Origin of the sequence: Mesorhizobium sp. B2-8-9 (assembly GCF_006439475.1) — a bacterium.
GTDB lineage: Bacteria > Pseudomonadota > Alphaproteobacteria > Rhizobiales > Rhizobiaceae > Mesorhizobium.
Map to the genome: position 1 here is coordinate 101,147 of NZ_VFTQ01000020.1, position 18,616 is coordinate 119,762.

Sequence of the window (18,616 nt, forward strand, 5' to 3'; positions counted from 1 at the left end):
GTGATCGCGAAAGCCAAGCAAGCCAAGGCGTTCAACGGTTAGAAATTTCCTCAGGCGGCAACCTGGCCCTCGACCGCCTGGACGAGCGCGTCCGGGTCAAGCGGCTTGGTCACGAAACCGCTGGCGCCATGGGCAAGCACGGCATGCCGGGTCTTTTCCTGGCTGTCGGCCGAAAGCACCATGATCGGAATCGGGGGCATGGCCAGGGACTCTTCGTGGCGACGGATGGCGGCGATCGCGTCCAGCCCGTCCATGACAGGCATATGCAGGTCCATCAGCACGACATCGAAGCGGAACTTGAGGCCGGCATCGGTAACGGCATCGACCGCGGCCTTGCCGTTGCCGACGATCTTGACGCGGTGTCCGGCCTTGAGCAGCGTGGCGCGGGCGAGCATGGCGTTGATGTCATTGTCTTCCGCGATCAGCACCGACAGGCCCTGGTCGCGCTTGCGCACCGAGGGGGCACCGCGCGGCTTCGGCAGCGGCTTGGCTAGCGCCGAGCCATGGCTGGTCAACAGCACACGCAGCAGGGTCTCGCCCCGCACCGGCCGGGCCAGGAAGGTGGCGTAGCCGCTGGCCCGGAATTCGCCGAGCATGCCGCGATCCGTCGGCGCAATCAGGGTGATGGCCTCGCAGTCGGCAAAGCCAGAATCGCGCAGCCGCTTGAGCAGCCTCCCGTCGCTGTTTTCGAGCGCGGCATCGATCAAAAGGACGTTGCAGCCCGCAGCGAAGGTGGCGGCCTGGCCCGGTGTCGCGGCAACCTCGACGATGCCGCCATGGGCCTTGATCGCGCGGGCGATGGCATCGGCCTCGATGGCGTTTTTCGACACGATTACGGCCCGCCGGTCGGCAAGGATGTTGTGGCGATGCGGCGGCGGCTCGGTCGCGGCGACCGCCGGAAGCTCCAGGACGAATTCGGATCCTTCGCCGAGCCGGCTCGAAACCGAGATCGAGCCGCCCATCGCCGTCGCCAGCCGCTTCGAGATGGCAAGCCCGAGGCCGGCGCCGCCATGCACCCTGGTTGAGGTGCCGTCGGACTGCTCGAATTCCTCGAAAATGCGCTCCATGTCCTCTTCGCGCAGGCCCGGGCCGGTGTCGGCGATGGTGAAGCAGATACGGTCGGTGGTTTCGCTGCGGGCGCGCGCCACGGTGAGCAGCACCCCGCCCGTGTCGGTGAACTTCACCGCATTGCCGATGAGGTTGAGCAGCACCTGGCGCACGCGGCCTGGATCGGCGGTGATCATCTGCGGCACATCGGGCTCGACATGGCAGCCGAGGCCGATGTTCTTGGCGAAGGCCTTTGCGGCCAGAAGTTCGATGATGTTGTCGGCGATCTCGCGCAGCGAGGTCGGCTGGGGCTCGGGTTCGAAGCGGCCGGCCTCGATCTTGGAATAGTCGAGCAGGTCCTCGATGAGCGCGAGCAGCGCGCTGGCCGAGGTGGAAATGGCGCCGACATAGGTGCGCTGTTCGGGCGAGAGGTCGGTATCGGCAAGCAGCTTCGCCATGCCCATGATGCCGTTCATCGGCGTGCGGATCTCATGGCTGACGGTGGCGAGGAAGCGTGACTTGGCCTGGCTGGCATATTCGGCCCGTTCGCGCGCGGTGATCAGCGAGGATTCGGCGCGTTTGCGGGCGGTGATGTCGCGGGCGATCGCCCGGTGCGAGACCGCGCCCGTGTCCTTGTCGCGCACCGACAATTCGATCCAGGAGAACCAGCGTGGTCCGTTCGGGGTGCGGATCGCGACATCGGTCGAGCTCAGGCATTCATGATCGGAGAAGGCGGCGTCGGGAACGATGCCGACATCGATGCCAAGCTCGGACAAGGTCTTGCCGGCAAGATCGCGCGCATCGAGCTCGACAAGCGAGGCAAAGACGCTGTTGGCATAAACGATGTGGCCGTCGCGATCGCGATGGACGACGAGGTCGCCCAGCGCGTCGATCAGGCCGCGGAAGCGCTCCTCGCTCTCCTGCATCTCCCACATGCGGTCGGCGAGGGTTTCGATCTCGGCGCGGCTGCGCGCGGCGGTCTCGTCGAGAAGCGCTGCGGTGCGGCGCTCATCGCGACGGCTGCGCAGATGCATGGCAAGGCCAGCAAAGGCTATGGCGGCGAGGCCGGCGGTGATGATGAGCGGCGCTCCGGTGAGATGCGCGAGCCCCGCCATGATGGCGATGGCGGCAACGATCGTCAGGAAGGGCAGGCCGTCGTGGCGGGCCCCCGGCAGGTCGGGAGCCAGCGGCGGCGCGACGAGCACCTGCCGCTTCGGCGCATCGGCGATGAGCCTGTCAGCGCCGGCGGCTTTGCTGTCCTGTCTGAATTCGGAGTCCGCGACCATGCGCAGATCATGCCAGACAGAAATTATGGAAGGCTGGGAGGGATCGTTCGAATTTTAGCGAATCGCGCGGATCCCGACCGCCCGCATGCGCGGGCGAAACCGGGCTTTACGAGGTCTGTGCCAGCTACATATCGACAACGACGCGACCCCTGATCTTGCCTTCGACGATATCGCGCGCGGCGGCGACAATGCCGTCGAAACCGATCGTGCGTGACAATGTCGACAGCTTCTTGGAGTCGAGGTCGGTGCCGATGCGGCGCCATGCTTCCAGGCGTACCGGCTTCGGCGCCATCACCGAATCGATGCCGAGCAGCGAGACGCCGCGCAGAATGAAGGGCGCGACGCTTCCGGGCAGATCCATGCCGCCGGCCAGGCCGCAAGCGGCGATCGCGCCGCCATAGGAGGTCACCGACAGCACATTGGCCAAGGTATGGCTGCCGACCGAGTCGACGCCGGCTGCCCAGCGCTCCTTGGCGAGCGGTTTCGCGGGCTGGCTGAGCTCTTCGCGCGAGATCACCTCGGCCGCGCCAAGATCGATCAGATACGGGCTCTCGGCGTTGCGGCCGGTCGAGGCGATGACATGATAGCCGAGGCTCGACAGGATCGAGATGGCGACCGAGCCGACGCCGCCGGCAGCGCCCGTCACCACCACGGGACCGCGGTCCGGCACGATTCCGTGCCGCTCCAGCGCCATGACCGAGAGCATTGCCGTGTAGCCCGCCGTGCCGACAGCCATCGCATCATGCGCGCTCATGCCCTCGGGCAGCGGCACCAGCCAGTCGCCCTTGACGCGGGCGCGGCCGGCATAGGCGCCGTAATGCGTCTCGCCGACGCCCCAGCCGTTGAGGATCACCTTGTCTCCCTTGCGCCAGTCGGCATGCGAGGAAGAGATCACGGTGCCGGCGAAATCGATGCCTGGAACCAGCGGCCAGCGGCGCACGACCGGGGCCTTGCCGGTGATGGCGAGCCCGTCCTTGTAGTTCACCGTCGTCGCCTCGACGGCGACAGTGACGTCACCTTCCATCAGGTCGGCCTCGGCGAGGTCGACGACATCGACGGACTGCTTCTTGTCCGCATCGCGCGAGACGAGGATGGCTTTGAAGGTGTCGGGCATGATTTTCTCCTCGCCTCTGGCTGATGAGGAAGTCTGCGGTTTCAACAGCGTGAGGTCAATTGCCAAGGTCCTGGGACTTGGCTTCGCGCCGCCAGCCGATCAGTTCGTCGAAGACGACAAGCGCTGCGCCGACCGAGATGAAGGTGTCGGCGAGATTGAAGACCGCGAAGGACCAGACGGGCGTGTGGAACAGGATGTAGTCGATGACGTGGCCGTAGACGGCGCGGTCGATGAGGTTGCCGAGCGCGCCGCCGATGATCAGCGCAAAGCCGATACGAGCGACGACATGGCCGGCCGACGTGCGCGTGGCGAGATAGAGCACGAAGGCGACGACGAGCACGGCGATGACCACCAGGCCGGTATCGCCGAAGGACTGGAACATCGAGAAGGCGATGCCGGTGTTGTAGGTGCGAAACAGCGCCAGGAATGGCAGCAGATCGACCTTCTCCTGAAAGGCGAGACCGTTCTCGACCAGCTGCTTGATCCACTGGTCGAGCGCAATGGCGATGACGACCAGCACCGCGTAAGGGGACCAGGATTTCATTTGGTAGTCCTCATCGGATGTCGTTGGCAGGCTCGAGCTTCAACGCGCCGCGCCGGATCTCGAACAACATCACGCCGGTGGCGACCGCCAGATTGAGCGAATCGGCCCGGCCTGCCTGGGGAATTCTGAGCAGCCGGTCGCAGCTTTCGGCGAGACTGTCCGGCAAGCCCTGCTGCTCGTTGCCCATTAGCAGCAGGACCGGTCCCCTGGAGAAATCGACCGAGCGATAGTCGACCGCGCCCTTGAGATGGGTTCCGGCGACAAGGCCGGAGAAATCGCGGCGCCAGGCGAGGAAGGCCTGCTCGGTCGCCCTGGCGACCGGCACTGCGAAGATCGAGCCCATGGTGGCGCGCACCGTCTCCAGCGAGAACGGGTCGGTGGTGTCGCCAACCAGGATGACGCCCTTGGCGCCGACGGCGTCGACGGTGCGGATCACGGTGCCGAGATTGCCGGGGTCGCGCACCCGGTCGAGCGCCACCCAGACATCGCCGTCCCTGGCGCGGATGTCCTTCAGCGGCACCGTCTGCTGCGCGAAGACGCCGACCACCATTTGCGGGTTCTCGCGGCGGGTGATGGCAGCGAGCACCTTTTCGGAAACTTCGAGCACCATGCCGCCGGCGGCGACGGTCCGCGCGGCGACCTTTTCGACGGCCGGGTTGCCGCGTCCGGCCTTGGCGAAGACCAAGGTCCTGATCGACCAGCCGAGGTCGAGGGCATCGATGACCAGCTTCAGGCCCTCGGCCATGAAGGCGTTCTGCTGGTCGCGGAATTTCTTGAGCGCCAGCGCCTTGATGTCCTTGACCAGGGGATTGGCAAGGCTGGTGACTTCCTTGACCTGCCCGACAGGGCGAGCGCCGTCATGTGCCGTCATTCAAGCCACCCAGCGCGAGAACAGCGAGGTCGACAGCGCGCGGCCGGCGGATTTCTCGCGAATGATCAGCTCGCCGGATTCGACTGTGCCGCCCCTACCGGCGAAGGTATCGCGCATCAGCGCATGGATGGCGAAGAAGGAAGCGCGGATCGAATAGGCGGTGAGGACGACGGCGAGCGGTTTCGGCGTCAGGATCGAGCGGCAAAGCTCGGTGAGGCCCGGCAGGTCCTCGAACAATTGCCAGACCTCGCCCTTGGGTCCGCGGCCATAGGCCGGCGGATCGAAAAGCACGATGTCGTAGCGGCTGCCGCGGCGTTCCTCGCGCTCGGCGAATTTCATCGCGTCCTCGACGATCCAGCGGATCGGCTTGTCGGCAAGGCCGGCCATCTCCTGGTTCTCGCGCGCCCAGCCGATCGCCTTCTTCGAGGCATCGACATGGGTGACCTCGGCGCCGGCGCGGGCCGCCACCAGCGAGGCGAGGCCGGTATAGCCGAACAGGTTAAGCACCTTGACTGGGCGTCTCGCCGACGCGATCAGTCCCGCCATATGGTCCCAATGCGACGCCTGCTCCGGAAAGACGCCGACATGGCGAAACGAGGTGAAGCGGCCGAGATAATCGATGCCGTCATGCTTCATCGGCCAGGTTTCGCCGAGCGGCGTTTTGGGAAACCGCCAGCGGCCGATGCCTTCTTCGTCGGTGTCGCCGGTAAAGATGGCGTCGGCGCGCTCCCATTCCTTCGCCGGCAGGGCCCGCTGCCAGATTGCCTGGCCCTCGGGGCGCACGATGCGATACGGGCCGTATTGCTCGAGCTTCTCACCGGCGCCGCTGTCAAGCAGGGCGTAATCGGCGTTTGGCGCGACTTCGAGGATCAATGGCAGGCGCTCGGCAGGCAACGCGCCTTCGCGGCGCGCAAGCACGCGCGGCGCCGGCTTGGCTTCCTGCCGCTCCGCCGGCTTTGTTTCGCGGCGCTCGGCAGGTGCGGCCTGCTGCCGTCCGGCCGCGAACGCATCACGCGGGCGGGGCTGTTCCGCCCTTGCGGGATGCGGGCGGCCATCGCGGCGTTTGTCGCGAAAAGATTTCAAGAAAGGTCATCTCCGGCGGTTCGGCCCGCTTCTGCCACAGCTCAGCCCACCGGCGCAACAAAGCCTGGCTCATTCAATGGTGCTGTAATCAACCATGCCGGATACCGAGCAGGCCGAAACAAAGCGAAACGAAGCCAAGCGCCTTCGCCACGGCCACCGCCATGTGGCCGGTCTCCCAACGCAGCCGGACGGCCTCGAAATTGTCCGGGATCGGTCCGGGCGCCCAGGTCGCAAGAATGTCGTTGGCCGGCTTGACCAGTCCGAACCAGAGCGCCAGCGAGACGGCATAAAGCAGTGTGGCGGCGAGCACGAGCCAGAAGGCTGTCGCTTGGCCGCGCAGCATCCAGGCAAGCAGCGCCGGGCAGAGGATCGCAGCGATATCGAGCGGCGCTCCAATGACGGCAAAGAGCAGGAACTGACCGTTGAAGACCGTCGCCTCTCGCCAGAGCGCCGGCGACCATTTCGTCAGCCTGGGCAGCGATTCCAGCACATGGGCAAACGACGGCCCAAGGCTGAGCGCCGCGACGAAAGCGGTCAGCACCGACCAGAACAGCAGGGTCCCGCGCATCTCCATTGTGGGGAGAACGGGAACGGGACGCGGGCGTTCCGTGGCAGAAGGTCGCTTGCCGCGATGTGCAGGCCAGCCCTATTGTCCGGCACGCCGGTTAGCCATTCATGTCCCGTTCAGCCCGCCTGCTCGACCTCGTCCAGATCCTTCGCCGCCATCGCCGGCCGGTGAGCGGCCGCACGCTTGCGGACGCAATCGGCGTGTCGATCCGCACCCTCTATCGCGACATCGCGACGCTGCAGGGGCAGGGCGCGCCGATCGAAGGCGAGGCGGGGCTTGGCTATGTGCTGAAGCCCGGCTTCATGCTGCCGCCGCTGATGTTCACCGACGAGGAGATCGAGGCAATGGTGCTCGGCTCGCGCTGGGTGGCTAAGCAGCCGGACAAAAGGCTGGCGGCCGCCGCGGCGGATGCGCTGGCCAAGATCGCGGCGGTGCTGCCGGATGATCTGCGCGACGATCTCGACGCGACGACACTGCTCGTCGGGCCGCGCTCGGAAAATGCCGAAGCGATCGACCTCGGCATCGTGCGGCAGGCGATCCGCGACGAGCGCAAGCTTGGCTTCCTCTACCGTGACGCGGGGGGAGCGGCATCGAAGCGTCTGGTCTGGCCGTTCGCGCTCGCCTTCTTCGACAAGGTACGGGTGATGGTGGCGTGGTGCGAAACGCGCCAGGATTTCCGGCATTTCCGCGCCGACCGGATGTCCGGCCTGACAGCGACAGACATCCGCTATCCGCGCCGCCGACAGGCAATGCTGAAGGAGTGGCGGGCGGGCCTTGACGCGCCTGGCCGGAACGGCGGGAAAGACGCTTCCGGCTGATCGCTGCTGCCAGAATCTGACAGCAGGTCCTCATATGGTCTCCAAGGTTCAGACACTTTGGAGATCAGATATGACCACGCCGAATTTCGTCATCCTCTATGTCGACAGCCCGGAAGAGAGCGGCGCGTTCTACGCTTCGCTGCTCGGACGCGAGCCGGTTGAATCCTCGCCGACCTTCGTTATGTTCGTGCTCGACAAGGGGTTCAAGCTCGGCCTCTGGTCGCGCCACACGGTGGAACCGGCTGCGGCGGCAGCAGGCGCTGGCGGCGAGCTCGTGATCGCGGTCGAGAATGCGGCTGCGGTCGACGCCACCCATGCGGATTGGACTGGCAGGGGCCTCAACATTCTGCAGACCCCAACCGATCTTGATTTCGGCCGCACCTTCGTCGCGCTCGATCCCGACAATCATCGCCTGCGCGTCTACTGGCCGAATGGGCAGTAGGCAGTAGGCAGCAGGCCTATCTTCCCTATTGCCTACTGCCCAATCCCTACTGCCTATTTGAGCGCCTTGTAGACGGCGACGCCGGCGGCGAGATCCTCTAGCGCCGCGCCGACCGACTTGAACAGCGTGATCTCGTCGTGGGTTTGCCGGCCCTGTTTCTCGCCGCGCGCGAGCTCGTGCAGGTCGGCGACAATCGCTTCCGGTTTCAGCACGCCGGAGGCCAGCGGCTGGACGATGTCGCCTGCCTCCTTGGTGGCGCCGGCGCGGGTGTCGACATAGACGCGGGCACGGACAATGGCGTCATCATCGCTTTCGCGCATCGTCGGCGTGAAGCCGCCGACGAGATCGACATGGGCGCCCGGCTTCAGCAGCGCGCCCTTGACCAGCGGCGTGTTCGAGATGGTCGCGGAGGCGACGATGTCGGCCTCGGCAAGCTCCGCATCGAGATCGCCGGCGGCACTTGCCGGAAGGCCTTCGGCGCGCAAGGCCGCCGCCACTTTTTCGGCATTGGCCGGCGTGCGGTTCCAGATGCGGATGGATGTGATCGGCCTGACTGCAGAATGCGCCTTGGCAAGGAAGGGCGACAGCGCGCCGGCGCCGATCACCAGAAGCCGCGAGGCGTCCTTGCGGGCGAGATAGGAGGCGGCGAGCGCGGAGGCGCAGGTCGTGCGCCACTGCGTCAGCCGTTGGCCGTCGATCAGCGCTTGCGGCTCGCCGGTGACGCCGTCGAGCAAAAGATAAAGGCCCATGACCGCCGGCTTGCCGATGGCATTGTTGTCCGGCGACACGGTGACGATCTTGACGCCAATATGGCCTCCCTCGGAGGTGCCCGCGGCGTTGAAGTCGGTCCAGGCCGGCATCAAAAGCAAGGTCGAGGCGGCGCCGTCCGGCCGTTCGACGCCATGATGGTGGCGAACCGGCTGCACGGCGCCATCGCGAAAAGCCGTGCGCAATGTCTCGACAAGGCCGGGAAAGGTCAGCGCGCGGTCGACCTGTGCGGCCGAAATGGTCAACATTGAAAGCTCCGTGGTGTCGAAAGGACGCTCGACTGTCTTCTACGCAATTCCGGACGGAAAACCGCTACGCACTTTGCCTGGAATTGCTAAAGCGCGGCGCGCTGAAAACAGATTCAGGTGACGCGCTAAGTCTTTGTGTTGATGCATGTCGTTGTCCCAGAACCGCTGCGCACTTCTGGGCGACATCATTAGTTCGTCGGGCTGGGCAGCGCCGGTCCCTTGGGCGCCACGGGCGTGCGGCTCACCGCCTGGCGCAGGTTTTCCGCCTCGAGGCCGCGCTGGCGCGCGAGCTTGCGATAGCGCCCCTGCTTCACCCAGGTAGCCAGGCTTCCGACGACCATGCCGATGGCCAAAGCCAGGAACAGGAAGATGAAAAGCGGCAGGTTCAGCGTCAGCGCAGGATTGCCGGGATGAAATGGATCAAGCGTGAAGGCGACGGCACCGCGGTTGGCGACGGCGAGCGCGATCAGGATGACGGCCAGCGGCACGAAGACCACGACGACGACGAAGCGATTGAACATCAAATCTCCATGGAGAGGCTTCTTGAGGCGCGCACGTCCTTGTCCTGAAACCGGTCTCCACTTTCGGGAGACATGCCTTTAGGCGCCAAGATGCCGTTTCGACCCGCCGGCCTGGCGCCTATTTGCCGCCGTTCAGCCTTTCGCGCAACTCCTTGCCGGTCTTGAAGAACGGCACCCATTTTTCCTCGACCTCGACGGATTCGCCGGTGCGCGGGTTGCGACCGGTGCGGGCCGGACGGTTCTTCACCGAAAAGGCGCCGAAACCGCGCAACTCGACCCGGTTGCCCTCAGCAAGCGCATCGGTGATCTCGTCAAAGATCGCGCCGACGATGTTTTCGACGTCGCGCAGGAAAAGGTGCGGGTTGCGTGCAGCAATGATCTGCACAAGCTCGGATTTGATCATAGAACATTCCCCGTAAAACCACTGCAACCGATTATCAGGATGATTTTATTGCTTTTTCGGCTCGTCCCAACGGCACCTTAAGGGTGCCAGACCGAAACGAGACCGTCAAGAAACAAGCGGTCGGCGCCAAGTTCGTGAATGATATCGCCGCCGGCATCCGGCAGGCCGAGCGCCTTGGCCGCCACTTTTGCCATCGACTGGGAAAACAGGAAACCGCCACGCCTGTCCTTGTCCTTCCACTCGACGACCTTGAGCTTGCTGTCCACGCCCTTCGTCGCCAGCCAGTCGATCGCCTCCTGCTCGCCGCCGACGGCGTCGACCAGGTGGTTGGCCAAAGCCTGGCGGCCGGTGAAGATCGAACCGTCGGCAAGCGCCAGCGCCTGCTCATGCGTTATCTTGCGGCGATCGGCGACGATGCCGACGAACCAGTCGTAGCTGTCGAGGATCAGCTTGCGCACCATGGCGCGCTCGTCGTCATTGGTCGGCTTGAAGGGCGAGGGCGAAGCCTTGAGCGGCGAGGATTTCACTTCTTCCAGCTTGATGCCGAGCTTGTCCATGAGACCGCTGACGTCGGGATACTGGATCAGCACCCCGATCGAGCCGACGATCGATGTCTTGCGGGCGACGATGTGGTCGGCTGCACTTGCGATCATATAGCCGGCCGATGCCGCCAGCGTGCCGACTTCGGCCACCACCGGCTTGTCACCGGCAAGCTTGCGCACGGCGTCGAATGTGGACTCGCCGCCGACCGTGGTGCCTCCGGGCGAATCGATCGAAAGGATGACGCCCTTCACCTCCGGCGACTTGCGGATCGATTCCAGTCTTTTGAGCAGTTCCTCGTCCTCGGTGATGGTGCCTTCAATCTTGACCTTGGCGATGTGGGGGACCGCCCGGCCGGTACAATTGTCGTCATAGACCCAGGTCGAGAAGGCGATGATCGCTGCCGCCAGAACCAGAAACGCAACCACGCGCCAGAACGTCAGCTTGCGGCGCAAGCGGCGGCGGTCGATCAAGTCGTCGGCTCTCATTGCCATTGTCAGCCTCGTGGGTGGTGGGAAAGCACGCTTTTAAAGCAAGCTTCTACGCACGGCTACCGTTTCCTGGCGCGGGTCATCCGCTTCACAGAACGGTGACCCCTCTACTTTCTTGTCCTGATGCAATTCCTGTCGGAAACCGCTCGCAGCTTTCCCGGAACTGTTGCGAAAGGCCCGGCTTCGGCCTCCGGCGGTGACGCCGGGCTCACGAAAAATTAACGCAAGCAGTCCGTATCTGCTATGAAGTACAGGCCATCTCGCCGAATTCCTTTCGATTTTGCGGGCGGCAGCTGTCACATTTTTGCAGTTTTCCTCCGCTTGTGCTTGCTTGTAGGTGCCGGCATACCACCTATAGGCGGTGTTTGGGCGGGCAAAGGTCCATTAGAAAAGTGATGTTGGCGCGATCTGACGAAACGAGCGATGCCGGTGAGGCATCGGCTCCCGCGAACCAAGGCGGCACGCGTGGCGATGCGTTCAACCGCGCCCGGCGGCACTCGCGCCGCGTCCGCGTGCTGAAATTTGCGGTGCCGCTGCTCGCTGTCGCGATCGCCGTCGCCTTTCCGGTCTATTCCTACCTCAAAGCGCCGCTGTCGGTATCGGTGCAGGCCGACGGCACGGCGTTTTCCGACGGCAAGCTGGTGATGGCCAATCCGAAGCTCAACGGCTTCACCAAGCAGAAGCTGCCATATTCGCTGACGGCGAGCAGGGCGACGCAGGATGTCGGCCAGCAAGCCGTCATCGACCTCGAAGGCATCAACGCCAAACTGCCCGTCGCCACTGACAACATCGTGTCCGTCGATGCCGCGCACGGTATCTACAATCGCGACGCCAACACGATGGATCTGACCAGCGACGTCAGCGTGACGACGACGGACGGCCTGATGGCGAAGTTCAAATCGATCTTCCTAGACATGGGCAAAGGCTCTATGAAGACGAGCAATCCGGTCGACGTCAGCCGTGGCGGGTCGCGCATCACCGCGGATTCGATGTCGGTCGAGGACAATGGCAGGCTCGTGGTCTTCGAGAGCCGGGTTCGCGTCAACATAGATCCAACTGCGTTGAAGGCAGCGGGGGTAAACGGTGGAGAACAGAATGCGTCGCAGTAAATCCGCATGGCTTCCGGGCGCTGCTTCCGCATTGCTGTTTTTGGCAACGGTGCATTCGTTCGCGCAGTCGAGCGCGACCAGCCAGATTCCCGGGCTCAAGCTGTCGGGTGACCAGCCGATCCAGATCGAAAGCGACAAGCTCGAGGTCCGCCAGGCCGAAAGCATGGCCGTATTCAGCGGCAATGTGACGGTTAATCAAGGGCCGACCCTGCTCAAGGCCGGCAAGATGACGGTCTACTATGTCAAGGATGCCAATGCCGGCAAAAGTGCCGCGGCCGGCGCATCGGCGATGACCGGTGCGGCCAATATCGACCATCTCGAGGTCGAGAACAAAGTCTACATCAAATCGAACGACCAGATCGCCACCGGCGACACCGGCAAATTCGACATGAAGACGCAGGTGCTGGTGCTTTCCGGCAAGGAAGTGGTGCTGTCGCAGGGCGACAATGTGCTCAAGGGCTGCAAGCTTACCGTGCAGATGAAGAGTGGCCTCGGCAATGTCGAAGGCTGTCCTCGCGTCATCATGATGTTCAAGCCGCAGAAACAGGACGCGCAGCAGGGAGCGTCGAGCAAGTAATGGCCGGCGTGACTTCGCTGCTGGCCCGTCTCCCGGGACGGGCAGCCGCACAACCCGCTGCGCCGGCGACGGTCGGCGCCGACAAGGCGAAGTTCAAGGGCACCCTGATCGCTAAGGGGCTGACCAAGAGCTACAAGGGCCGCAAGGTGGTGAGCGGTGTGACGCTCGGCGTGCGCGCCGGTGAGGCTGTCGGCCTGCTCGGCCCCAACGGCGCTGGCAAGACCACCTGTTTCTACATGGTCACCGGCCTTGTTCCCGTCGACGAAGGCTCGATCGAGATCGACGGCTTCGATGTCACCTCGATGCCGATGTACCGGCGGGCCCGCCTCGGTATCGGCTATCTGCCGCAGGAAGCGTCGATCTTCCGCGGCCTGAATGTCGAGCAGAACATCCGGGCCGTGCTGGAGGTGGTGGAAAAGAGCCGCAAGGAACGCGAGCGCACGCTCGACGAGCTGCTCGAGGAGTTTCACATCAGCCATCTGCGCAAGGCGCCGTCCATGTCGCTGTCGGGCGGCGAACGGCGTCGCCTCGAAATCGCGCGGGCGCTGGCGACGCGGCCTGCCTATATGCTGCTCGACGAGCCCTTCGCCGGCATCGATCCGATCGCCGTCGCCGACATCCAGCAACTCGTTCGCCACCTCACGGCGCGCGGCATCGGCGTCTTGATCACCGACCACAATGTACGCGAGACGCTCGGCCTGATCGACCGCGCCTACATCATCCATGCCGGTCAGGTGCTGACGCATGGCCGCGCCGACGAGATCGTCGCGAACGCCGATGTGCGGCGTCTCTATCTGGGCGAGGGTTTCACGCTCTGACCGCGGGTTTCGACCGGTTTCAATGGCCGCGTCACGGCTTTCGGTCATTTTAGCGCTCGATAACGCTCCGGTAAGCCGCAGCTGCTAGCGTTTTGCTTGACAAGCAAAAGCCGGGCCAGTTTCTATGCCCGACCGAAAAACAGTCGACGCGTAGACGAGGCGTTTGAAGTCCATCATGGCGCTGGCAGCCAAACTGCAGCTCAGACAATCCCAGTCGCTGGTGATGACGCCGCAGCTGATGCAGTCGATCCGGCTGCTGCAGCTCACCCATGTCGAGCTCGAGCGCTTCATCGACGAGGAGATCGAGCGCAATCCGCTGCTGGAACGGGCCGAGCCGCAGGACGATGCCGCCGGCGATCTATCCCAGAAAGGCGAGACATCGCCGGAAAAGGACAGAGAAGGCGACTGGTTCGAGGGCGAGATGGAGTGGAGCGCGGAAGCGATCTCGCAAAAGCTCGATTCTTCCCTGGAGAACCTGTTTCCAGACGACCCAGGCACCAGCGAGAGGCTTGGGCCGGATCTCACGGCGCAATGGAAGTCGGCCGCCGGGGGCGGCGCGGGCGGAGCATCGTCGGAGGGGTTCGACGTCGGCGACATGGCCGCGGCCGCCATCACGCTGCGCGAACATGTCGGCGAGCAGATCGCGCTTGCCTCCTTGAGCCCCGGCGAACGCCTTATCGCGGGTGAGCTAGCCGAAGGGCTCGACGAAGCCGGGTACCTGCGCACCGAACTCGACGAGATCGCGGTTCGGCTCGGCACGGACGGCGCGGTGGTGGCGCGGGTGCTTGGCGTCTGCCAGACCTTCGAGCCAGCAGGACTTTTCGCGCGCGACCTTGCCGAGTGCCTGTCGCTGCAACTGGCGGTGCGCGACCGGCTCGATCCGGCGATGAAGGCGCTGGTCGCCAACCTCGAGCTTCTGGCGCGGCGGGATTTCCAGACGCTGAAACGCATCTGCGGCGTCGACGAGGAAGACCTGCTCGACATGCTGGCCGAGATCCGCGCGCTCGATCCGCGGCCCGGCCTGGCGTTTTCGGGCGGCGCGAGCGATGCGATTGTCGCCGATGTCGAAGTGCGCGCCGCCAATGACGGCAGCTGGGCGGTGGAGCTCAATGCCGATACGCTGCCGCGCGTGCTGGTGGACAATGTCTATTTCGCCCGCATTTCGAGCCATGCCAGGGACCAGGCGGAAAAAGAGTTTCTCGCCGAATGCCTGCAGAACGCCAACTGGCTGACGCGCAGTCTCGATCAACGGGCCAAGACCATTCTCAAGGTGGCGTCCGAGATCGTGCGGCAACAGGACGCTTTCCTCGTCCATGGCGTGCGTCACCTCAAGCCCCTCAACCTGCGTACGGTGGCCGACGCCATTGGCATGCATGAATCGACGGTCAGCCGCGTCACCGCCAACAAATATATGCTGACGCCGCGCGGCGTCTTCGAGCTGCGCTATTTCTTCACCGCGTCAATTGCCTCCGCGGAAGGCGGCGAAGCGCATTCGTCCGAGGCCGTGCGCGACCGCATCAAGCAGATGATCGACGAGGAAAAGCCCATCGACGTGCTTTCCGACGACGCCATCGTCGACATGCTCAAGGAAAGCGGGGTCGACATCGCGCGCCGCACCGTCGCGAAATATCGCGAAGGCATGAACATTCCCTCGTCGGTGCAGCGGCGGCGGGAGAAGCGGGCGCTCGCGAACGCCGGCCGCTAGGCCGATGCGAATCTCGACAAGCCCTGGCCGGTGCGAGACGGTGCTGATTTCCCACAATTCCCGAGTTTCATTGACAAGCCGCGATGAAGTGTCTAGAAGCCCGCCCGCATGGAGCAGGGCGGTGATGCCCGCTAGCGAATGGGTCCGTCAGACACGGCCATGGACGGCCAAGAAGGCGACTTGTGATCAACCGGAAAGTTCGGGTCTAAAATCGGCGCGCATGCCGCTGCAAAGCTTGTGCGCGCGCACCACGGGTATAAACTCGGGAACAGTTTGAAGCCTGAGCAAGGAAGGTCAGTTTTCAGATGAATCTACGCATTTCGGGAAAACACATGGACATCGGCGATGCGTTCCGCACACGCATCAACGACCGGGTCGGCGAGGCGATCGAGAAATATTTCGATCGGGGTTTTTCAGGACATGTCACGGTCATCAAATCGGGGTCGCGTTTCTCCGCCGACTGCATGGTCCGGCTCGATTCCGGCGCTTCTTTGCAGGCGACCGGCGACGCCCAGGACCCGACGCTTGCCTTCGAGGCGGCGGCCGACCGCCTGGAAACGCGGCTGCGGCGCTACAAGCGCCGGCTGAAGTCGCGCAACACCGGCAACGGCAATGGCGAAGAGCCGACCGACATCGCCTACACCGTGATGGCTCCCCTCACCGATGACGAGGAAGACATTCCGGAGGACTTCGCTCCGGTCATCGTCGCCGAATCAAGCTTGACGCTGCGGACCATGTCGGTGGCTTCGGCGGTCATCGAGCTCGATAACAGCGACAGCCCGGTCTTCCTGTTCCGCAACGCCGGAACCGACCATCTCAACATCGTCTACCGCCGGCCGGATGGCAACATCGGCTGGATCGATCCGTCGACGACCAAAGTCGCGCAAGGATAAAAAGCCAGCCGCGCAAGGGGGCGACGACTGGCGCGGCAGGCGAGCAAGGGATTTTTCAAGCATGGATCTCAGCGATCTCATCAGCGTTCCGGCGATCATGCCGGCGTTGAAGGCGAATTCCAAAAAGCAGCTTCTGCAATTGCTGTCGGAAAGGGCGGCGGCGATTTCGGGGATTCCGGAGCGGGAGGTGTTCGACACCATCCTGCAGCGCGAGCGGCTGGGCTCGACCGGCGTCGGCAACGGCATTGCCATTCCGCACGGCAAGCTCGCCGGCGTGAAGCGGATCGCCGGCGTCTTCGCCCGGCTGGAAACGCCGGTCGATTTCGAGGCGCTGGACGACCAGCCGGTCGACCTGGTGTTTTTGCTGCTTGCGCCGGAAGGAGCCGGCGCCGACCATCTCAAGGCGCTGTCGCGCATCGCGCGCGTGCTGCGCGATGCCGACACGGTGGCCAAGATCAGGGGAACGCGCGACGCCGTGGCGATCCACGCGCTCTTGTCGGATACGCAGGCCTCGCACGCAGCCTGACGTTTTGGGATCGAACCTGGTTTTTGGGATGAAACCCTAGAGGGGCCGCCGGGAGCGGCCCTTTCCATTTCAGACTGCCAGCAATCGCCTTAGTGAATGGCGACAGTGGTCAGGTCGTTCTCCAACGCACCCGCCAGTGCCCGGTCACGGGCGTCGGAAAGCAGAATCGGCTGGCCGTTGGCGGCAAACAGCGCCCACAGCTCCAGGCCGGGCGCGATCTCGCCGAGGCCGGGGAAGCGGCCGCGCAGGTCGTCGCTCGACACTTTCCTGAGATAAGCGACCGAACCTTCGCCGAGATGAGCGAGTTCGCCGCTGGTCATGGTGATCGTTTCGTCAGTTCTGGTCATTTCAAGCCTCCTTGGCGCGAGGACGCCAGGATCGGCCGCCTCGCATAGAGCCATCGGCAAAGGTCAGTCTTTCACCGATATGTTTATTTTCCGTACCATCCGCTCGGACTCCGGCCGATCGAGATCGATCGACAGCAGACCGTTCTTCAGTTCCGCCGCGATCACCCGCATGCCGTCGGCCAGCACGAAGCAGCGCTGGAACTGGCGCGCGGCGATGCCGCGGTGCAGGAATTCGCGCTCGGTGTCGTCGGTCTGACGACCGCGCACGATCAGCTGGTTTTCCTCCGTGGTGACATCGAGGTCGCTTTCTGCAAAACCGGCAACGGCCAGCGTGATGCGCAGCCTTTCGGCCTTGCCGTCGGCGGCATTGAGGCGCTCGATATTGTACGGAGGGTAGCTGTCGCCGGACTTCGCCAGACGCTCAAGCGTCTTTTCCATGGCATCAAAACCCAGGAGAAGCGGGCTGGAGAAAGGCGTCATTCGACTCATTGTTACACTGTCCTCTGAAGAGCGACACAAACTGGAAAAACCCGGATGGCATTTTTCCCGATGGTCTTGATATGGTCCGTCGCGCGATCAAGTTCAAGCCGCCAAATCAGGATGGCGTTTCGTCGAACCGTCATCTTCATCCAGCCTTTCATTGGAGCATGATTTCGTCCGAAAACCGGTTCCCACCTTCCGGGAACCATGCTCTAAAACCCGCCCAAAAAGACTTCCCAAAAGGAATTGAAATGCCCCAGTCCAGAAAGATCATGATCGACACGGATCCCGGCCAGGACGATGCCGTCGCCATATTGCTGGCGCTCGGCAGTTCCGAGCTGGAGATCGTCGGCATCACCGCGGTAGCCGGCAACGTGCCGCTGAATCTGACCCAGAACAACGCCCGCAAGATATGCGAGCTGGCCGGCCGGCCCGACATCAAGGTCTATGCCGGCGCCATCCGGCCGCTGGCGCGTGAACTCGTCACCGCCGAGGAGGTGCATGGCAAGACCGGCCTAAACGGCCCGCAGCTGCCCGAGCCGACCATGCCGCTCCAGGAACAATATGCCGTCGATTTCATCGTCGAGACGCTGATGCGCGAGGAAAGCGGCACCATCACGCTCTGCCCGCTCGGACCACTCACCAACATCGCGCTGGCGCTGATCCGCGAGCCCAGGATCGCGCCGCGGATCAAGGAAATCGTCCTGATGGGCGGCGGCTTCTTCGAGGGCGGCAATGTCACGCCGGCCGCCGAATTCAATATCTATGTCGACCCGCAGGCCGCCGATCTGGTGTTCAAATCGGGCATTCCGATCGTGATGATGCCGCTCGACGTCACCCACAAGGCGCTGACCACGTCCGAGCGCATCCAGGCCTTCCGCAAGCTCGGCACCAAGGTCGGCACCGCGACCGCCGAGATGCTGGAGTTCTTCGAGCGCTATGACGAGGAAAAATACGGTACTGATGGCGGGCCGCTGCACGACCCGTGCGTGGTCGCCTATCTCGTCAAGCCGGAGCTGTTCAAGGGCCGCCACTGCAATGTCAGCGTCGAGACGACCTCCGAGCTCACCATGGGCATGACGGTGATCGACTGGTGGGGCGTCACCAAGCGCAAAAAGAACGCCATGGTGATGCGCGACATCGACCATGACGGCTTCTTCGCGCTGCTGGTGGAGCGGCTCGGGCGGCTATAAGGGCCGCTTCTTCCTTCCCCCCTTGTGGGGGAAGGTGGATCGGCGCGAAGCGCCGAGACGGATGAGGGGTGCTCCAGCGGAGTGAGACGTCGGCATTCCCTGGAACACCCCTCATCCGTCGCCTTCGGCGACACCTTCTCCCACAAGGGGCCTGTTGCGTAATTGGCTGGTTGTGATTCTCTGAGAAGGAAGCTCGGAGGGAATCGCAATGGCGGTGAAGCAGA

General features: G+C 64.0%; 21 protein-coding genes. 9 read left to right on the forward strand and 12 right to left on the reverse strand.

The features are described from left to right. Positions 1-50: 50 nt before the first annotated feature. The 6 genes from FJ423_RS22430 to FJ423_RS22455 form a co-directional block, all read right to left on the reverse strand. Positions 51-2,333 carry a PAS domain-containing hybrid sensor histidine kinase/response regulator gene (locus FJ423_RS22430; RefSeq protein ID WP_140845243.1) on the reverse strand — a complete coding sequence of 761 codons (2,283 nt, stop codon included), beginning with the start codon at positions 2,331-2,333 and terminating at the stop codon, positions 51-53. Between the two features lie 124 nt (positions 2,334-2,457). After that, positions 2,458-3,447, reverse strand: coding sequence for an MDR family oxidoreductase (locus FJ423_RS22435; RefSeq protein ID WP_140845245.1), 990 nt, complete (start codon positions 3,445-3,447; stop codon positions 2,458-2,460). Between the two features lie 55 nt (positions 3,448-3,502). Then, entirely contained in the window at positions 3,503-3,991 is a 489-nt protein-coding gene (gene lspA, locus FJ423_RS22440) for a signal peptidase II (protein ID WP_140845247.1), read from the reverse strand. A 10-nt stretch (positions 3,992-4,001) separates the two neighbouring features. Beyond that, positions 4,002-4,862, reverse strand: coding sequence for an RNA methyltransferase (locus tag FJ423_RS22445; RefSeq protein WP_140710196.1), 861 nt, complete (start codon positions 4,860-4,862; stop codon positions 4,002-4,004). After that, positions 4,863-5,945 (reverse strand): class I SAM-dependent rRNA methyltransferase, encoded by a 1,083-nt coding sequence (locus FJ423_RS22450; protein WP_140845249.1) that lies wholly within the window; start codon positions 5,943-5,945, stop codon positions 4,863-4,865. A gap of 88 nt (positions 5,946-6,033) precedes the next feature. Then, positions 6,034-6,519: a DUF1772 domain-containing protein gene (locus tag FJ423_RS22455; protein ID WP_140845251.1), complete on the reverse strand. Its 486-nt coding sequence runs from the start codon at positions 6,517-6,519 to the stop codon at positions 6,034-6,036. A gap of 101 nt (positions 6,520-6,620) precedes the next feature. Between FJ423_RS22455 and FJ423_RS22460 the strand changes: the two genes are divergently transcribed. Together FJ423_RS22460 and FJ423_RS22465 are read left to right on the forward strand one after the other, a co-directional pair. Next, complete coding sequence (locus tag FJ423_RS22460; protein ID WP_140845253.1) at positions 6,621-7,331, forward strand: YafY family protein; 711 nt, start codon at positions 6,621-6,623, stop codon at positions 7,329-7,331. A 70-nt stretch (positions 7,332-7,401) separates the two neighbouring features. Next, on the forward strand, positions 7,402-7,773 hold the full coding sequence (locus FJ423_RS22465; RefSeq protein WP_140845255.1) for a VOC family protein: 372 nt from the start codon (positions 7,402-7,404) through the stop codon (positions 7,771-7,773). A gap of 53 nt (positions 7,774-7,826) precedes the next feature. Here the strand turns inward: FJ423_RS22465 and FJ423_RS22470 are convergent, their stop codons facing one another. The 4 genes from FJ423_RS22470 to sppA form a co-directional block, all read right to left on the reverse strand. Beyond that, positions 7,827-8,789 carry an ornithine cyclodeaminase family protein gene (locus FJ423_RS22470; protein ID WP_140845257.1) on the reverse strand — a complete coding sequence of 321 codons (963 nt, stop codon included), beginning with the start codon at positions 8,787-8,789 and terminating at the stop codon, positions 7,827-7,829. A 188-nt stretch (positions 8,790-8,977) separates the two neighbouring features. Beyond that, positions 8,978-9,310, reverse strand: coding sequence for a LapA family protein (locus FJ423_RS22475; protein ID WP_140845259.1), 333 nt, complete (start codon positions 9,308-9,310; stop codon positions 8,978-8,980). 118 nt (positions 9,311-9,428) lie between these two features. After that, on the reverse strand, positions 9,429-9,713 hold the full coding sequence (locus tag FJ423_RS22480) for an integration host factor subunit beta (RefSeq protein ID WP_027165368.1): 285 nt from the start codon (positions 9,711-9,713) through the stop codon (positions 9,429-9,431). A gap of 77 nt (positions 9,714-9,790) precedes the next feature. Next, positions 9,791-10,747 (reverse strand): signal peptide peptidase SppA, encoded by a 957-nt coding sequence (sppA, locus tag FJ423_RS22485; RefSeq protein ID WP_140845261.1) that lies wholly within the window; start codon positions 10,745-10,747, stop codon positions 9,791-9,793. 392 nt (positions 10,748-11,139) lie between these two features. Here sppA and lptC point away from each other — a divergent pair, with 392 nt between their 5' ends. From lptC to ptsN, 6 genes are all read left to right on the forward strand, one after another. Then, on the forward strand, positions 11,140-11,853 hold the full coding sequence (gene lptC / locus FJ423_RS22490) for an LPS export ABC transporter periplasmic protein LptC (RefSeq protein WP_140845263.1): 714 nt from the start codon (positions 11,140-11,142) through the stop codon (positions 11,851-11,853). Further along, positions 11,840-12,430: an LptA/OstA family protein gene (locus FJ423_RS22495; RefSeq protein WP_140845265.1), complete on the forward strand. Its 591-nt coding sequence runs from the start codon at positions 11,840-11,842 to the stop codon at positions 12,428-12,430. Before lptC ends, FJ423_RS22495 begins: the two co-directional genes overlap by 14 nt. Further along, positions 12,430-13,248: an LPS export ABC transporter ATP-binding protein gene (lptB, locus tag FJ423_RS22500; RefSeq protein WP_095769266.1), complete on the forward strand. Its 819-nt coding sequence runs from the start codon at positions 12,430-12,432 to the stop codon at positions 13,246-13,248. The genes FJ423_RS22495 and lptB overlap by 1 nt, the downstream gene beginning before the upstream one ends. A gap of 175 nt (positions 13,249-13,423) precedes the next feature. Further along, on the forward strand, positions 13,424-14,953 hold the full coding sequence (gene rpoN / locus FJ423_RS22505) for an RNA polymerase factor sigma-54 (RefSeq protein WP_140845267.1): 1,530 nt from the start codon (positions 13,424-13,426) through the stop codon (positions 14,951-14,953). A 305-nt stretch (positions 14,954-15,258) separates the two neighbouring features. After that, positions 15,259-15,846 carry a ribosome-associated translation inhibitor RaiA gene (gene raiA / locus FJ423_RS22510; RefSeq protein WP_095769268.1) on the forward strand — a complete coding sequence of 196 codons (588 nt, stop codon included), beginning with the start codon at positions 15,259-15,261 and terminating at the stop codon, positions 15,844-15,846. A gap of 61 nt (positions 15,847-15,907) precedes the next feature. Then, positions 15,908-16,372, forward strand: coding sequence for a PTS IIA-like nitrogen regulatory protein PtsN (gene ptsN, locus FJ423_RS22515; RefSeq protein ID WP_042641064.1), 465 nt, complete (start codon positions 15,908-15,910; stop codon positions 16,370-16,372). An 89-nt stretch (positions 16,373-16,461) separates the two neighbouring features. On the opposite strand, the gene FJ423_RS22520 is transcribed toward ptsN, so the two are convergent. Together FJ423_RS22520 and FJ423_RS22525 are read right to left on the reverse strand one after the other, a co-directional pair. Next, on the reverse strand, positions 16,462-16,719 hold the full coding sequence (locus FJ423_RS22520) for a DUF1150 family protein (protein ID WP_036257920.1): 258 nt from the start codon (positions 16,717-16,719) through the stop codon (positions 16,462-16,464). Between the two features lie 63 nt (positions 16,720-16,782). Continuing rightward, a complete protein-coding gene (locus tag FJ423_RS22525; RefSeq protein ID WP_095769269.1) occupies positions 16,783-17,208 on the reverse strand; it encodes an Hsp20 family protein in 426 nt (141 codons plus the stop codon). Between the two features lie 242 nt (positions 17,209-17,450). Between FJ423_RS22525 and FJ423_RS22530 the strand changes: the two genes are divergently transcribed. Continuing rightward, the gene (locus tag FJ423_RS22530) at positions 17,451-18,392 is read left to right on the forward strand and encodes a nucleoside hydrolase (RefSeq protein ID WP_140845268.1); all 942 of its coding nucleotides are present in this window, start codon (positions 17,451-17,453) and stop codon (positions 18,390-18,392) included. The last annotated feature ends 224 nt before the right edge of the window (positions 18,393-18,616 follow it).

Coding starts and splice junctions, on each gene's coding strand:
- FJ423_RS22480 (WP_027165368.1), bottom strand. CDS start 9,713: ATGATCAAATCCGAGCTTGTGCAGATCATTGCTGCACGCAACCCGCAC.
- sppA (WP_140845261.1), bottom strand. CDS start 10,747: ATGGCAATGAGAGCCGACGACTTGATCGACCGCCGCCGCTTGCGCCGC.
- FJ423_RS22445 (WP_140710196.1), bottom strand. CDS start 4,862: ATGACGGCACATGACGGCGCTCGCCCTGTCGGGCAGGTCAAGGAAGTC.
- FJ423_RS22470 (WP_140845257.1), bottom strand. CDS start 8,789: ATGTTGACCATTTCGGCCGCACAGGTCGACCGCGCGCTGACCTTTCCC.
- FJ423_RS22430 (WP_140845243.1), bottom strand. CDS start 2,333: ATGGTCGCGGACTCCGAATTCAGACAGGACAGCAAAGCCGCCGGCGCT.
- lptB (WP_095769266.1), top strand. CDS start 12,430: ATGGCCGGCGTGACTTCGCTGCTGGCCCGTCTCCCGGGACGGGCAGCC.
- FJ423_RS22520 (WP_036257920.1), bottom strand. CDS start 16,719: ATGACCAGAACTGACGAAACGATCACCATGACCAGCGGCGAACTCGCT.
- FJ423_RS22460 (WP_140845253.1), top strand. CDS start 6,621: ATGTCCCGTTCAGCCCGCCTGCTCGACCTCGTCCAGATCCTTCGCCGC.
- FJ423_RS22525 (WP_095769269.1), bottom strand. CDS start 17,208: ATGAGTCGAATGACGCCTTTCTCCAGCCCGCTTCTCCTGGGTTTTGAT.
- FJ423_RS22435 (WP_140845245.1), bottom strand. CDS start 3,447: ATGCCCGACACCTTCAAAGCCATCCTCGTCTCGCGCGATGCGGACAAG.
- lspA (WP_140845247.1), bottom strand. CDS start 3,991: ATGAAATCCTGGTCCCCTTACGCGGTGCTGGTCGTCATCGCCATTGCG.
- FJ423_RS22465 (WP_140845255.1), top strand. CDS start 7,402: ATGACCACGCCGAATTTCGTCATCCTCTATGTCGACAGCCCGGAAGAG.
- lptC (WP_140845263.1), top strand. CDS start 11,140: ATGTTGGCGCGATCTGACGAAACGAGCGATGCCGGTGAGGCATCGGCT.
- ptsN (WP_042641064.1), top strand. CDS start 15,908: ATGGATCTCAGCGATCTCATCAGCGTTCCGGCGATCATGCCGGCGTTG.
- FJ423_RS22475 (WP_140845259.1), bottom strand. CDS start 9,310: ATGTTCAATCGCTTCGTCGTCGTCGTGGTCTTCGTGCCGCTGGCCGTC.
- raiA (WP_095769268.1), top strand. CDS start 15,259: ATGAATCTACGCATTTCGGGAAAACACATGGACATCGGCGATGCGTTC.
- FJ423_RS22530 (WP_140845268.1), top strand. CDS start 17,451: ATGCCCCAGTCCAGAAAGATCATGATCGACACGGATCCCGGCCAGGAC.
- rpoN (WP_140845267.1), top strand. CDS start 13,424: ATGGCGCTGGCAGCCAAACTGCAGCTCAGACAATCCCAGTCGCTGGTG.
- FJ423_RS22495 (WP_140845265.1), top strand. CDS start 11,840: ATGCGTCGCAGTAAATCCGCATGGCTTCCGGGCGCTGCTTCCGCATTG.
- FJ423_RS22455 (WP_140845251.1), bottom strand. CDS start 6,519: ATGGAGATGCGCGGGACCCTGCTGTTCTGGTCGGTGCTGACCGCTTTC.